Source organism: Dactylosporangium sp. NPDC051087 (assembly GCF_055586325.1).
In genome coordinates this window covers 40,901-55,139 of record NZ_JBVJIJ010000013.1, presented here as the reverse complement: position 1 = coordinate 55,139, position 14,239 = coordinate 40,901, and the positions used below count along the sequence as shown (strand labels likewise).

14 protein-coding genes and 1 pseudogene are annotated in these 14,239 nt (G+C 72.9%); 9 read left to right on the top strand and 6 right to left on the bottom strand.

Annotated elements, in window-relative coordinates; all coding sequences use genetic code 11:
- The first annotated feature begins 42 nt into the window (after positions 1–42).
- The 7 genes from ACZ6TV_RS24785 (at position 43) to egtD (ending at position 6,047) form a co-directional block, all read left to right on the top strand.
- Positions 43–573 carry a hypothetical protein gene (locus ACZ6TV_RS24785; protein ID WP_465299624.1) on the top strand — a complete coding sequence of 177 codons (531 nt, stop codon included), beginning with the start codon at positions 43–45 and terminating at the stop codon, positions 571–573.
- Positions 570–959 carry a thiol-disulfide oxidoreductase DCC family protein gene (locus ACZ6TV_RS24780; RefSeq protein WP_465299623.1) on the top strand — a complete coding sequence of 130 codons (390 nt, stop codon included), beginning with the start codon at positions 570–572 and terminating at the stop codon, positions 957–959. Before ACZ6TV_RS24785 ends, ACZ6TV_RS24780 begins: the two co-directional genes overlap by 4 nt.
- A complete protein-coding gene (locus tag ACZ6TV_RS24775; protein ID WP_465299622.1) occupies positions 937–1,623 on the top strand; it encodes a TetR/AcrR family transcriptional regulator in 687 nt (228 codons plus the stop codon). Before ACZ6TV_RS24780 ends, ACZ6TV_RS24775 begins: the two co-directional genes overlap by 23 nt.
- Positions 1,624–1,809: 186 nt before the next feature.
- Positions 1,810–3,003: an ergothioneine biosynthesis glutamate--cysteine ligase EgtA gene (gene egtA, locus ACZ6TV_RS24770; protein ID WP_465299621.1), complete on the top strand. Its 1,194-nt coding sequence runs from the start codon at positions 1,810–1,812 to the stop codon at positions 3,001–3,003.
- Positions 2,993–4,336 carry an ergothioneine biosynthesis protein EgtB gene (gene egtB, locus ACZ6TV_RS24765; protein ID WP_465299620.1) on the top strand — a complete coding sequence of 448 codons (1,344 nt, stop codon included), beginning with the start codon at positions 2,993–2,995 and terminating at the stop codon, positions 4,334–4,336. Before egtA ends, egtB begins: the two co-directional genes overlap by 11 nt.
- Entirely contained in the window at positions 4,336–5,073 is a 738-nt protein-coding gene (gene egtC / locus ACZ6TV_RS24760) for an ergothioneine biosynthesis protein EgtC (protein WP_465299619.1), read from the top strand. Before egtB ends, egtC begins: the two co-directional genes overlap by 1 nt.
- A gap of 2 nt (positions 5,074–5,075) precedes the next feature.
- On the top strand, positions 5,076–6,047 hold the full coding sequence (egtD, locus tag ACZ6TV_RS24755) for an L-histidine N(alpha)-methyltransferase (protein ID WP_465299843.1): 972 nt from the start codon (positions 5,076–5,078) through the stop codon (positions 6,045–6,047).
- A gap of 54 nt (positions 6,048–6,101) precedes the next feature.
- Here the strand turns inward: egtD and ACZ6TV_RS24750 are convergent, their stop codons facing one another.
- The 5 genes from ACZ6TV_RS24750 to ACZ6TV_RS24730 form a co-directional block, all read right to left on the bottom strand.
- Positions 6,102–6,608, bottom strand: coding sequence for a hypothetical protein (locus ACZ6TV_RS24750; RefSeq protein ID WP_465299618.1), 507 nt, complete (start codon positions 6,606–6,608; stop codon positions 6,102–6,104).
- Positions 6,609–7,407: 799 nt separating this feature from the next.
- Complete coding sequence (locus ACZ6TV_RS24745; RefSeq protein ID WP_465299617.1) at positions 7,408–7,701, bottom strand: hypothetical protein; 294 nt, start codon at positions 7,699–7,701, stop codon at positions 7,408–7,410.
- Complete coding sequence (locus ACZ6TV_RS24740) at positions 7,698–8,381, bottom strand: hypothetical protein (protein ID WP_465299616.1); 684 nt, start codon at positions 8,379–8,381, stop codon at positions 7,698–7,700. The genes ACZ6TV_RS24745 and ACZ6TV_RS24740 overlap by 4 nt, the downstream gene beginning before the upstream one ends.
- Before the next feature lie 67 nt (positions 8,382–8,448).
- Positions 8,449–9,465, bottom strand: coding sequence for a GNAT family N-acetyltransferase (locus ACZ6TV_RS24735; protein WP_465299615.1), 1,017 nt, complete (start codon positions 9,463–9,465; stop codon positions 8,449–8,451).
- Positions 9,462–10,046, bottom strand: a complete 585-nt coding sequence (locus tag ACZ6TV_RS24730; RefSeq protein ID WP_465299614.1) for a dihydrofolate reductase family protein — start codon at positions 10,044–10,046, stop codon at positions 9,462–9,464. Before ACZ6TV_RS24730 ends, ACZ6TV_RS24735 begins: the two co-directional genes overlap by 4 nt.
- Before the next feature lie 102 nt (positions 10,047–10,148).
- On the opposite strand from ACZ6TV_RS24730, the gene ACZ6TV_RS24725 reads away from it, so the two are divergent.
- A complete protein-coding gene (locus ACZ6TV_RS24725; RefSeq protein ID WP_465299613.1) occupies positions 10,149–10,751 on the top strand; it encodes a TetR/AcrR family transcriptional regulator in 603 nt (200 codons plus the stop codon).
- 132 nt (positions 10,752–10,883) lie between these two features.
- On the opposite strand, the gene ACZ6TV_RS24720 is transcribed toward ACZ6TV_RS24725, so the two are convergent.
- Positions 10,884–11,432 (bottom strand): hypothetical protein, encoded by a 549-nt coding sequence (locus ACZ6TV_RS24720; RefSeq protein WP_465299612.1) that lies wholly within the window; start codon positions 11,430–11,432, stop codon positions 10,884–10,886.
- A 1,075-nt stretch (positions 11,433–12,507) separates the two neighbouring features.
- On the opposite strand from ACZ6TV_RS24720, the pseudogene ACZ6TV_RS24715 reads away from it, so the two are divergent.
- A pseudogene (locus ACZ6TV_RS24715) lies at positions 12,508–13,494 on the top strand (serine/threonine-protein kinase); the annotation flags it as partial.
- Positions 13,495–14,239 lie beyond the last annotated feature (745 nt).

The following is a 14,239-nucleotide window of genomic DNA, read 5'->3' as shown; positions in this document are numbered from 1 at the left end:
ACAATTGAACATGTTCAACAACGGGTCTACCGTCAGACGTAGTTGAACACGTTCAAGAAGGGCCGGCTCATGGACATCAAGTTCGGCACGTACCTGATCTACCTGGCGGTGAGCATCGTCCTCACGGTCTGGGTGGCGCGGACGCTGCTCAAGAACGGCCAGGTGTTCCTCGACGACGCGTTCGCCGACGAGCGTCTGGCCAAGTCCGTCAACCATCTGCTGGTCGTCGGCTTCTACCTGCTCAACCTCGGCTACGTCGCGGTGGCGCTGAAGATCGGGCAGGCGCTGCCCGACGGCAGCACGGCGATGGAGGCGCTGGCGCTGAAGCTCGGCCTGGTGCTGCTCGTCCTCGGCGGGCTGCACTTCTTCAACCTGTTCGTGCTGAGCCGGTTCCGCCGGCGGCGGACCCTGGAGCAGCTGCCGCCGCCGGTGGCGCCGAACAGGATGATCCCCGTGGGCCACCCGATGCCGCAGTACCCGGCCCCACGGCCGACCGTGCCGCCGCAGGGGTACACCAGACCGGTGCCGCAGCCGGAGCAGCGGCCCGAACCGCGGCCCGAGCCGCCGCAGTGATCACGAGACTCACCGTGCTCTACGACGCGGGTTGCGGGCTGTGCCGGACGGCACGGGCGTGGCTCGCGTCGCGGGCACAGCTGGTGCCGCTGGAGTTCGTGCCGGCGGGTTCGGACGAGGCGCGCCGCCGGTATCCGGCGCTCGATCCGGCGGAGACCCTCGCCGACATCACGGTGGTCGCCGACGACGGCGGCGTCTACACCGGCGACGGCGCGTGGATCATCTGCCTGTGGGCGCTGGACGGCTATCGGGGGCTGGCGGCGCGCCTTTCCCGCCCGGGTCTGCGGCCCGTGGCGCGGCGGACGGTGGCGGCGGCGGCCGCGGTACGCCGGACGGACCGGTCACGGGGATATGGTTCGGACTGTGGCGGCACCTGCGACCTCTGAGCCCGGCGAGTCCACCGCGAAGGGCGACCAGACCCGGCGGCTGATCGTGGACACGGCGGTCAGGCTCTTCGGCGAGCAGGGCTACGACAAGACCACGATGCGCGCGATCGCCGCCGCCGCCGGCGTGTCGGTCGGCAACGCCTACTACTACTTCCCGTCGAAGGACCACCTGGTCCAGGCGTTCTACACCACGGTGCAGGACGCCCACGACGAGGCGTGCCGGCAGGCGCTGGCGGCGCCGGGGCCGTTCGTCGACCGGCTGCGCGCCGCGCTGCTCACCGGCGTGGAGGCGATGGCCCCCTATCACGGGTTCGCCGGGTCGTTCTTCAAGACGGCCGCCGAGCCCGGCTCGCCGCTGAGCCCGTTCAGCGCCGACTCCGCGCCGACCCGGGAGCGGTCGATGCGGATGTTCCGGTCCGTGGTCGACGGCGCCACCACGAAGATCGACCCGGAGCTGCGGGCGGAGCTGCCGGAGCTGCTGTGGCTCGCGCAGATGGGGATCACGCTGTACTGGGTGCACGACACCTCACCCGGTCAGGCGAAAACGCGGCTGCTGGTCGAGCGGTCCACGCCGCTGATCGACCGGCTCGTCGGGATGTCCCGCTTCCGGGTGTTCCAGCCCGTCGTGCGGGAGGCGATCAGCCTGTACCGGCTGCTGCGCTGAGCTGTCGCCGCGCCGGGATCACGGATCGGGAATCGCAGGTGTGGACGTTCACTCGTCCGGGTATTTCGAAGGTCCGTGACCAGCAGGTGTACGCCCAGTTCGAACGGGCGTTCGTAATGGATCGGTAACTGTTTGTTCAACCTGGGCATTCGCCGACGGCCGGATCCTCGGGTAGCGTCGGCTCGCATGGCGACCTTGCGTATCGACCGCACGGCCGCCGACCCCGATGCGGTGATCTGTGCGATTGAGCAGGCCGAGGGCTACATTGCATCGATCTGCTTCAAAACCGGACCACCCGAGACGGTCGGCGTCGAGCTCGAGTACACCGTCCATGCCAGCGCCAGTCCCACGGCCTACGTCGACCCGGATCGGCTGTGTCAGGCGCTCGGCGACCACGCACCACCCACCCTGCGCGCCGGCTCGGCGCACCTGCCGCTGCGGCGGGGGTCGGCCGTCACCCTCGAGCCGGGTGGCCAGGTGGAGCTCTCCACCCTCCCGCAACGGTCCCTGACCGACCTCCACGAGGCCGTCGGCGCGGACCTGGCCGAGCTCACCGGGCGGCTCGCCCGCTTCGGGCTCGAGCTCGGCGGCACCGGCATCGACCCGCACCGCCCGCCACGGCGGATGCTCTCCACTCCCCGGTATGACGCGATGGCGGCCGCCTTCGCCCGGCGCAACGACGCCGGCCGGACCATGATGTGCAGCACCGCCGGCCTGCAGGTCTGCCTGGACGCGGGCCCGCCGTCGCGCTGGGCCGCGGTGCACGACCTGGGGCCGCCGCTGATCGCCCTGTTCGCCAACTCGCGGCGGCACGCCGGGCACGACACCGGGTGGGCGTCCGCCCGGATGCGCACCTGGCTGGCGATGGACCCGTCCAGGACCCGGCAGGTGCCGCCGGGTGACGACCCCGCCTCGCGGTGGGCCCGGTATGCCCTCGAGGCGCAGCTGCTCTGCATCCGCCGCCCGGACGGGCCGTGGACCGTGCCGGCCGGGGTGACGTTCGCGGACTGGATCGCCGGTGCCGTGGACGGCCCGCCGACCTACGCGGACCTCGACTATCACCTGAGCACGCTGTTTCCGCCGGTACGGCCCCGCGGCTACCTCGAGGTGCGCTACCTCGACACCGTCGCGGGCCCCGACTGGTTCGCGCCGGCGGCGATCCTCACCGCGCTGCTCGCCGACGAGCCGACCATCGACCGGGTGCGGGAGCTGTGCGAGCCCGTCGCCGGCCGGTGGGCCGTCGCGGCCCGCCTCGGCATGACCGACCCGGCGCTCGCCCGCGCCGCGACCGCGGTCCGCGACCTGGCGCTGTCGCGGCTCGACCTGCCCGCCGCACTCCTGCGTGACGTCATCGAAGGGAGCACCCGAAATGAGTCTTAGAGAGCAGGTGGCCGCGGAACTGGAGCGGACCCGCCGCCGTTCGGCCGTCCTCACCGACGCCGTCGACGAGACCGACCTGGTGCGGCAGCACTCGCCGCTGATGTCGCCGCTGGTCTGGGACCTGGCGCACATCGGCAACCAGGAGGAGCTGTGGCTGGTCCGGGACGTCGGCGGCCGCGAACCCGTCCGGCAGGACATCGACCACCTCTACGACGCGTTCAAGCACCCCCGCGCGGACCGGCCGCAGCTGCCGCTGCTCAGCCCGGCCGAGGCCCGCTCGTACGTGGCGACCGTGCGCGACAAGGTGCTCGACGTCCTCGACGGGCTGCCGCAGTCCTCGGTGCCGTCCTCGGTGGCGTCCTCGCCGGACGTGCCGCCCGCGGCCGCGCGGCGGCTCCTGCAGGACGGGTTCGCGTTCGGGATGATCGTGCAGCACGAGCAGCAGCACGACGAGACGATGCTGGCCACCCACCAGCTGCGGGCCGGGCCGCCGGTGCTGTCCGCCGACCCGCCGCCCGCCGCGCGGGTCACGGTCGGCGGTGAGGTGCTCGTCCCCGCCGGTGGGTTCGACATGGGCACGTCGACCGAGGCATGGGCGCTGGACAACGAACGGCCCGCGCACCGCGTCGAGCTCCCCGCGTACTGGATCGACGCCGCGCCGGTCACGAACGAGCGGTACGCGGCGTTCATCCTCGACGGCGGCTACGACGACGAACGCTGGTGGACGCCGGTGGGCTGGCGGCACCGCGTCACGGCCGGGCTGTCGGCGCCGCTGCACTGGACCCGCGACGGCGACGGCTTCGCCGCGACCACCTTCGGCCGGACCGCGCCGGTCGTGCCGGACGCCCCGGTCGTGCACGTCTGCTTCCACGAGGCGCAGGCGTACGCGGCGTGGGCCGGGCGCCGGCTGCCGACGGAGGCGGAGTGGGAGAAGGCGGCGCGGCACGATCCCGCGTCGGGCCGTTCCCGCCGGTACCCCTGGGGCGACGAGGATCCGACGTCCCGCCACGCCAACCTGGGCCAGCGGCACCTCGCGCCGGCCGCCGTCGGCGCCTACCCGGACGGCGCGTCACCGCTCGGCGTCCACCAGCTCGTCGGCGACGTGTGGGAGTGGGTCGACAGCGGCTTCCTGCCCTACCCGGGTTTCAGCGCGTTCCCGTACCGCGAGTACTCCGAGGTGTTCTTCGGCGGCGACTACAAGATGCTGCGCGGCGGCTCGTTCGGCACCGACCGGGCCGCGTGCCGGGGCACGTTCCGCAACTGGGACCACCCGATCCGCCGCCAGATCTTCAGCGGCTTCCGCACCGCCCGTTCCTTCCCGGAGTCCGCCTAGTGTGCCGGCACCTGGCGTACGTGGGCCCGCCGGTCCCGCTGTCGCGCCTGCTGTTCGACCCGCCGCACGGCCTGTGCCACCAGTCGTGGGCGCCGCGCGACATGCGCCGTGGCGGCACCATCAACGCGGACGGCTTCGGGCTCGGCTGGTTCCCCGGGCCGGTGGTGTACCGGTCGGCCCGTCCACTGTGGACCGATCCGGCGCTGCCGTCGCTGGCCGCCTCCGTGTCCTCGGGCGCGGTCCTGGCCGCCGTGCGCTCCGCGACGGTCGGGATGCCGGTCAACGAGTCCGCGGCCGCGCCCTTCTCCGACGGTTCCTGGCTGTTCAGCCACAACGGCAAGATCGTCGGCTGGCCCGACGCGGTCACCGACCTCGCATCCCGGCTCCCGGTCCGCGACCTGATGACCCTGGACGCGCCGACGGACGCCGCGCTGCTGTGGGCACTGGTGCGGGAGCACCTTCGTACCGGCGGATCCGCGGCCTCCGCGCTGTCCTCGGTCGTCTCGTCGGTCGCCGCGGCCGCGCCCGGGTCGCGGCTCAACCTGCTGCTCACCGACGGCCGGTCGATCGCCGCCACCACGTACGGCCACGCGCTGTCCGTGTCCACCGCCGGCGGGGCGGCCCTGGTCGCGTCCGAGCCGCTCGACGACGACCCGGCCTGGCGGCCCGTCCCCGACCATTCGCTGCTCGTCGCGGACCCGTCCGCGGTGCGCATATCGGAAGGTGTTTTCTCGTGACCCTGCAGGATCCCGACCTCGACGTGTACCTGCTCGACACCGACCTCACCGCCGCCCTGCGCGCCGACGCCCGGGCGGGACTCACCGCCACCCCGAAGACCCTCCCGCCGAAGTACTTCTACGACGCCCGCGGCAGCGAACTGTTCGAGGAGATCACCCGCCTGCCCGAGTACTACCCGACCCGCGCCGAACGCGAGATCCTCACCGACCGCGCCGCGCAGATCGCCCGCGTCACCGGCGCGAAGACCCTGGTCGAGCTCGGCTCCGGTTCCTCGGAGAAGACCCGCCTGCTGCTGACCGCGCTGCGCGACGCCGGGACGCTCGGCTCGTTCGCCCCGCTCGACGTCTCCGCGTCCGCCCTCCGCGACGCCGTCACCACCCTCCGCGGCGACTACCCGGACCTGCACATCCACGGCATCGTCGCCGACTTCGTCAACCACCTGGAGGCCCTGCCCGACAACGGCGACCGGCTGGTCGCCTTCCTCGGCGGCACGATCGGCAACTTCACCCCCGCCGAACGCGCGCCCTTCCTCGCCGCGCTGCGCGCCCGCCTCTCCCCCGGCGAATGGTTCCTCCTCGGCGCCGACCTCGTGAAATCACCGTCCGTCCTCGTCCCCGCCTACGACGACACCGCCGGCGTCACCGCCGAGTTCAACCGCAACGTCCTGCACGTCCTCAACCGCACCCTCGACGCCGACTTCGACGTCGCCGCCTTCTCCCACGTGGCCCTCTGGGACCCCGCCAACGAATGGATCGAGATGCGCCTGCGCGCCACCGGCGCCCAACGCGTGCACATCGCCGCCCTGGACCTGACGGTCGACTTCACCGACGGCGAGGAACTGCGCACCGAGGTCTCCGCCAAGTTCCACCAGGACGGGCTGACCGCGGAGCTCTCGTCGGCCGGCTTCGCCCTGCGCCACTGGTGGACCGACCGCGAGGGCAGATTCGCGCTGGCCCTGGCCGCCGCTGTCTGACCTTTTGTTCGTCTTCCCCTGAGCCGGGAGACTCCCGGCTCAGGGGCGGGGGCTTCATCGATCGGTGGGCGTCCAGCCGGAGGCGAGCACGTGCGCGAACCTGGGCGACAACCCCGCCGCGCCGGAGTGGCTCTTCAAGAGGGGGACGAGGGTGCCGTACGCGGCGACCCCCAGCACCCGCGACAACATCCTCAGCGTGCGGCGACCCGGATCGGTCACCGCCGTCTGACAGCCGAGGAGCCGGACCGCCACCACGTCGTGCCGCTCCAGCACCCTGTCCGCGGCGAGCCCGGCGAAGAACCGCGCGACGCCACGGTCGAGCATGTCGATCGGCGTACGCCCGAGCCGCAACAACCGATGCCCCCGCGTCGAATGCCCGATCAGGTCCAGGTGCACCGGCCCCTGCGGCCACTCGACCGACGTGAGCACGTCCCGCAGCTCACCGAGCGACGCCGCGTGGTGCAGCACCCCGCACCGCACCACCCGACCGGCGAAGAACGCCTCGGCACAGTCCGGCGAGGCAACATTCAACGACGCGACACCCGCCAACCCCGCGCTCAACGCCTCTCCCTCCTCTCCTCTCCTCTCCACGACGCGATCCTCGACTCTCCTCTCCACGACGCGATCCTCGACAACCCTCCGCCTCGCCGACGAGGCCTCCGACGGGCTCACCGCCGCAATGCCTGCCGCTCCCGGCGCAGCAGCGTCCAGCGGCCCACCATCTCCCGTCAACGACACAACGGCTTCCGTTGCGGGGGGGTATTTCAACGACACAGCGCTCGACAGCTCACCACCGCAGCCTTCAACGGCGCGACGCCCAGCGGCTCGCCGTCTGCAGGCTCGCCCTTCATCGACGCAGCGTTCAACGGCTCGCCCACCGCAAGGTCCGCTCCTGCAAGGGTGCGCGTCCAACGGCACGCCGCTGGAACGCTCGCCTCTTACCGCGTTGCCCGACAGCGCACCGCCGCAACGCACACCCTTGCAACGGCACACGTCCAACGGCACACCACTGAAACGCTCGCCCTTCACCGCGACGTCCGACAACACACCGCCGCAACGCCAGCCGTTCGACGACGTGGCATTCCGGGGCCAGCTGCGCCGCGACGACGCGGTGGGCGGCGATCTCCCATCCACGACGCAACGGTCGACGACCCGCCCCCTGCACGGGCGTCGCTCGACGACGCGGCGGCCGGCGGCTCAGTGGTCGGCAGGTTCGGTGGCCGGTGGATTCGGTGGCCGGTGGACTCGGTGGCCGGCGGACTCGGTGGCCGGCGGACTCGGTGGCCGGCGGACTCGGTGGCCGGCGGACTCGGTGGCCGGCGGACTCGGTGGCCGTGAGCTTGTGGTCAGCGGCTCGGTGTCAGTCGCCCAGCGCGTCGGGCCACTTGATGGGCTGCAGCGCACCGGCGCGGGCAGAGGTCGCCGGCGCGTGGTGGCGGGCGGGGCCGGCCAGCGTGCGGGACCGGGTCGGCGTCGTCAGCGCACGATGCCGGACGGACGTCGTCAGTGTGCCGGTCCCAGGCCCGGCCTGGCCGGCCGGCGATCCGGCGGCGCGCACGTGCGACGCGGCCCGGGTGGGCCCCGCCCACGGCGGGATCTTCGGTCCGATCGCGCCGACGAGCACGGTCGTGCGTAACGGGCGGTGGGTCGTCATTCGATGCTCCTGTCATCTGTCGAAGAGGAATGGACATGGCCGGCGATCAGGAACAGGGCGCCACGCGTGACGTCCCCGCCGACCTCGGTGAGGCTGCCCGGGCCCGCGTCGCAGTGCTCCGGGGAGGCGAGGTCCAGCCACATCGTGACCGGCGACGTCCCCGGATCTGTGGACCGGCCCGGCGGGTACACGGCGACCCGCGCGAGTGTGCCCCGCTGCTCGAGGACGTCCGCGCAGTGTCCCGCATACCGGTTGCCGGCTCTCGGGTCGGCGGTGTCCGGCCAGTACACGACGGACTGGCACTCATACGGCTCACCCGCGAACCCGCCGGCCCCCGGCGACGGCCGCAGCGCGACCGGCAGCCGGTCGACGAAGTCCACGGCCAGGTAGACGACACCGGTCAGCTGCAGCTCGGGCCATGCGGGCCCGAGCGTCGAGCCGCCGGTGTCGCCGTCCGGTCCGCTGAAGCAGTCGTCGACGTCGACGTCCGCCCAGCTGATCTCCTTCGCCGCGGCCGCCGACGGTGTCCTCGCCAGGTCCACGCTGATCAGCCTGGCCGGGTCGAACTCGTGCTCGACGGGCTCGCCGGTCCAGAACGCGCAGCGGGTCACGCCGTCGATCCGTCCGAGGAACGCCGGCGTGCCGACGAAGACGGTCCGCGCCTGCGGTGATGAGCTCATGCCGGAAAGGATGCGTCGGCACCCTGAAACGCCGCTGACGTCGCGCTGACTTGACCGCACCCGCAGCTCACCCGGCCGGCTGTCCCACCGGCGGCGCCGTGTAGACCAGCCTGATCTCGCTGACCCGATACCCTCCCCGCCGGAACGCCGCGGCCATCGGCGCGTTGCCCGTGTCCGTCGTCGCCGTGATCACCCGTGCCCCGTCCGCCGCGTGGACTCGCGTGATCTCGGCGAGGATGTCGCCGACATACCCGTGGCCGCGCATCTCGGGCACGACACCGAGATAGCCCACATTGCGGTGGTACGGCGTAGCCGACGGCACCGCCAGCCCCACCACCTCCCCACCCGGCGTCTCGGCGACCCGCCACCACGCACGCTCCCCCGGGCATCCGAGATAGAACTCCAGGTCGGCTCGTGCCGTGGCGTCCGCCCCGTCCGCGGCCACGCTCCGCCGGGTCTGCGCGTCGAGGCTGCCGGCCGCGACCCTGCGGAACAGGTCGAGAAACTCGTCGTCGCGCCCTTCTCTGAACACCAGACGCCCGCCCGTCCCGCCGTCGCCTGCCGCCGTGCCGTCGCTCCCCGGTCCGCCGGTGGCGGGGTCGGGTGGGACGGCCGAACCACGTGGAGCGGACGACTCGGGCGTCCACTCGAACCGCAGCCGCTCGACCTCGTCGGTCAGCCCCACGGCGAGCACCGCCTCCCGCCGCCACGCGACGGCTGCCACGGTCGCGGGGTGGTCTCGCCAGCCCTCGGCGAGCGACACGTTGAACTGCGGGGGCACCGCTGCGCCGAACGTCGACATGCCCGCCCGGAGCAGCTGCGCCGCGAGCCCCACACGGTCGGGCACCGACGGGTCGGTGCTCAGGCAGTCGAGGGCGGCCGGATGGGCGCTGCCGGACAGTCCCCACCAGAGCGCCCGGGCGACGATCCGCCCGTCACGCTCGGCGATCCAGGTCCATTCCGGCCGATACATCCGTGCGGCGAGGTCGGCGTGGAAGCGCTCGGCGCCGATCCAGCCGATCGGCTCGTCGACGGCGACGGCCGCGACCCGGTCGATGTCGTCGGACGTCGCGGCCCGGATCATGCCGGCACCGCCCGCTCGAACGTCAGGATCGAAACCCCGGTGTCGAACGCGCGCACGCCCGTCCGCCGGAACGGCATCGGTTTGAACGGGGCGGCGAAGAGCGGCACACCGGAGCCCACCGCGACCGGATTGACCTTGAGGATCAGCTCGTCGATCTCGTCGACCAGCTGCGCGGCGAGCCTGCCGCCGCCGCACAGCCAGATGTCGAGGCCGTCGCGGCGCTTGAGGTCGCGCACGAACGCGGCGGGGTCGGTGTCCCCGCCCACGAACGTGACGGTCGGGTCGACGTCGGTGAGCGTTCTGGAGAAGACGAACTGCTCCAGGTGCTGATATGGGCTCGTCACGCCGATGGCGAGGCCGGGCTCGTAGGTGCCGCGGCCCATGACGACGGTGCCGAACCGCCGGTTGGCGACGCCTTCGAGGCCCAGTGGCCCCCGGGCGTGCGTGGGCATGGTCTCGGGCCAGTCGGCGAGGATCGCCGCCGCGGAGTCGCCCTCGAAGCCGAGGAAGTCGAACTGCCCGTCGGGTCCCGCGATGAAGCCATCGAGCGTGACGGCCACGAGGTAGGTCAGCTTTCGCATGTCTGCCACTCATTTCGATATTGAAGTACTATGGATGAAGTGGTTTGAATGTAGTACTGTGATTGCAGTGGTGTCAACCAGATCGGTGAGAAGGGACCAGCGATGCGTCAGAACCCCACGAGACGGACCGCACTGCTCGACGCCGCCATCGAGGTCCTGGCAGACGAGGGGTCGCGGGGGCTGACACTGCGCGCGGTGGACCAGCGGGCGGAGGTGCCGACGGGCACCACGTCCAACTACTTCGACAACCGCGCCGACCTGCTGGAGCAGCTCATGCTCCGGGTCCGGGAGCGACTCACCCCCGACCCGCGGGAGCTGGCGGAGACGATGCGGGCGGCACCGTCCCGCGACCTTGTGAAGATGCTCATGCACCAGCTCCTCGACCGGACCCGCCAGGAGCGCAGCAGCCATCTGGCCCTACTGGAGCTGCGGCTGGAGGCGACCCGCCGGCCTGAGCTCGACATCACGCTGACCAGGTTCTTCACCGCGGACCTGGAGGCGAATGTGGCGTTCCACGTCGACGCGGGCCTGCCCGGTGACAGCGGTTCGGTGCTGCTGCTCTATCTGGGCATGCTCGGCCTGATCGTCGACGACCTCACCATGCCCGAGGTGCTGCGGCCGCACGGGGTGGAGACGCTCGTCGACAACCTGGTCGACCGGCTGTTCCCGCCGCCCGCCGGGGAGAAGGTGGTCGACCAGGAGTGACGTGTCACGGAAGGGGAGCCGGGTCGGGCCGAGGTGACTGAGCGCGCAGGAGCCGCCGCCGGTCGTCGCGGCGTGGAGGACGTCAGGGGAGGTGATCGGCCTGCGGTGACGCGGTCAGGGGGTGGATCCGGGTCAGGCGGACGTTCCGGCGGCGCGGTGCCGGGCGCGGACGGCGGACGGCTGCAACGGCGAAGGGTCGGTCACCAGGGCGAGTGCCATCCGCTGCGGCGGCACGGAGGCCTGCGCTGACATCGGCGTCGCGTCGGGCTGCGACGGTACGGCACGCCGTGGCCCCACGACCGGTTCCGGTGACCACGACGAGTGCCGCGACCGGGTGTGGTCCTGCACGGGCGGCCAGTTGCGCACGGGCGGCAGGTCGTGCGCGCTCGGCTGGCCGTGCACGGATTGGAGGTCGTGCGCGGGCGACAGGTCGTGCGCGGGCGACAGGTCGTGCGCGGGTGGCAGCTCCTGCACGCCTGTCCAGACCTGCGTGCGTGCCCACTCCGGCGCGCGCAAGGGCTGCACGGGCATCGGCTGGGCAGGGAAGGGCTGCACGGGCAACGGGTCGAGCTGCGACAGCTGCGCGGGCATCGGCTGCGCGGGGAACGGCTGCGCGGGCAACGGGCCGGGCTGCGACAGCTGCGCGGGCATCGGCTGCGCGGGGAACGGCTGCGCGGGCAACGGGCCGGGCTGCGACAGCTGCGCGGGCGACGGGTTGGGCTGCGAGAAGTGCGCGGGAGTTGACCTGGTGGGAAGCGAGTGGGACGGAAGGGGGGATGACGGCGTCCGGAGGTGGTTCGCTGAGTGGTCCGCGTGCACGGCGATGTGGTTGTCCGCGGCGCGGCGACGGGACGTTGTGCAGTGGCTGTGGTGCGAACCGCGGCGGTGTCGGGAACTTGGCAGGCGGGGCGATCGCGTGCCCGTGGAACCTCGGCTGTGCGGCGGCCCGCATGTGGAGCGGCCGCCGATCGGCGCCGGCGGTGGACGCCGGACCTGCTGCGGCAAAGGCGGGAGCCGGAGCAGCGAACACCGGGTCCGACGCCGTGAACACCGGGTCCGGCGCTGCGAACACGGCACCCGCAGCCGTCAGCTGCTCCGGGGAGCCCGTGAACGCCTGGACCGGAGCAGCGGCCACCACACCCCGAGCCCCAGACATCGGAGCCGGAGCCACAGACCCCGAAGCCGGAGCGGCGGCGAACGCCGCCGGTGCGACGTACGTCGGGGGCAGTGGCGCCGGCTCGGTGTACGTCCGGGCGGCCACCGGGTGCGGGCGGGACGGGTGGGCCGAGGTGGTCCGGCGGCGGCTGTACGCGCGGAACGTCCCCGCGACCGCGGCCACCGTCAGCGTCACGGGCACCACCAGGACGACGCGCCCGACGAGGATGACGCCGCCGAGGACGAGGACCTTCGCGGCCCAGCCGGACAGGGCGAGGCCGACCGTCAGGCACAGGAGGCGGAGCTTCGGCGGGTTGCCGGGCAGGACGCCGGCCGCGGCGGTGACGAGGCCGCCGATCACGTAGCAGGTGAGGAGCAGTGTCCCCGCCGTGCTGCCGAGGTCGAGAACGTTCTGGTGCACAAATGCCTCCGAGCCGCGCAAACCCGCCGTCCCATGACGGTAGGTGATCGGGTGCAGTCCGGTTGTCAACAGATCGGGTGAGGTTGCACGGGTGGACGTGTCGTGATCCTCGCGACGGTAGGGGTGCCGTGCGGTGTGCCGATTGCGTGCTTGGGTGATCGATCGGGTACACCTTTGTGCATGACCGCCGCGCCCGCCCTCGTCGCCGACCGATATCGCCTTTTTGAACCACTCGGGGCGGGCGGGATGGGCAGGGTGTGGCGTGCCCGGGACGAGACGCTCGGGCGGGACGTCGCCGTGAAGCAGATCATCCTGCCGCCGGAGCTGCTCGACAGCGCGCGCGACGTCGCGATGGAGCGGACGCTGCGGGAGGCACGCGCGGCGGCGAGGCTGACCCATCCGAATGTGGTCCGCGTGTACGACGTGCTCGCCTTCGACGGGCAGCCGTGGCTCGTCATGGAGTACGTGCCGTCGCGGTCGCTGGACCAGACGCTGCGCGCCGACGGGCCGCTCCCCCCGCGCAGGGTCGCGGAGATCGGGCTCGCGGTCCTCGCCGCGCTGCAGGCGGCGCACCGCGTCGGTGTCCACCACCGCGACATCAAGCCCGGCAACGTGCTGCTCGGCGACGACGGCCGGGTCGTCCTCACCGACTTCGGCATCGCCCGCATCGAGGGCGACGGTCACGTCACGCGCACCGGCCTGGTCCTCGGCTCGCCCGAGTACATCGCCCCCGAGCGGGCCCGGGACGGCACCGCCGGCGCCGCCGGTGACCTGTGGTCGCTGGGCGCGACGCTGTACGCGGCGGTGGAGGGCCGGTCACCGTACGGGCGCGGCTCCGCCATGGAAACCCTCATGGCTCTCGCGTCGGACGAGCTCGACCCGCCACAGCGCGCCGGTGCGCTCGCCCCCGCGCTGCGGGGCCTGCTGCGCAAGGACCCGCGGGCCAGGTCGGGGTTCGCCGAGACCGAGGAACGTCTCCGCGCCGCCCTCGTCGCCCCCACCGAGCGTCGCCGCCGGTCATGGCTGAGCGGCTGGGGCCGTTCGGCTCCGGCACAGACCCCGGCTCCGACGCCGCCCGCGCCGCCCGTCCCCGCGCAGCGCCCCGCACCGGCCGACCCGCCGACCGTCGTCCAGCCCCGCACCCGCCAGGACCCGCCGACGGTCGTCCAGCCTCTTCCTGTGGTTGCGGCCGCCGCGACGGTACGTCCAGCTCCCGCCGATCCCACCGCCAGCGAACCTCCCGCCTTCGAGCAGGCCGCTCCGCCCGCGCAGCGGGCACCGGAAGCCGCGACCGCCCAGGAGGAGACCCCGGAGGCAGCGCCGGCGCTCCAGGCCGAAGCAGAAGCCGCGGCACAGGCCGAAGCCGACCGGCAGGCGGCAGCTGAGGCACCGGCCGAGGCCGACCGGCAGGCAGCGGCCGAAGCAGAGGCGCAGGCGGAGGCAGAAGCCCGGGCCGAAGCCGCCAGGCAGGCCGAGGCCGCAGCGCTGGCCGAAGCTGAGGCACAGGCGGAGGCCGACCGGCAGGCAGCGGCCGAGGCACAGGCGCAGGCCGAGGCCGCTGCGCTGGCCGAAGCCGAGGCACAGGCGGAGGCCGCGAGGCAGGCAGCGGCCGAAGCGCAGGCCGAGGCCGACCGGCAGGCAGCGGCCGAAGCAGAGGCGCAGGCGGAGGCAGAAGCCCGGGCCGAAGCCGCGAGGCAGGCCGAGGCCGCGGCGCTGGCCGAAGCCGCGGCACTTGCCGAAGCGGAAGCGCAAGCGCGGGCGGAGGCCGCGAGGCAGGCGGAGGAGGACGCGCGGGCCGAGGCTGCGGCACGCGCGGAGGCCGAGGCCCTCGCGGAAGCCAAGCGACGTGCGGAGGCCGAGGCACAAGCGGCAGCCGAAGCGCAGGCGGCAGCAGAAGCACAGGCCGAAGCCG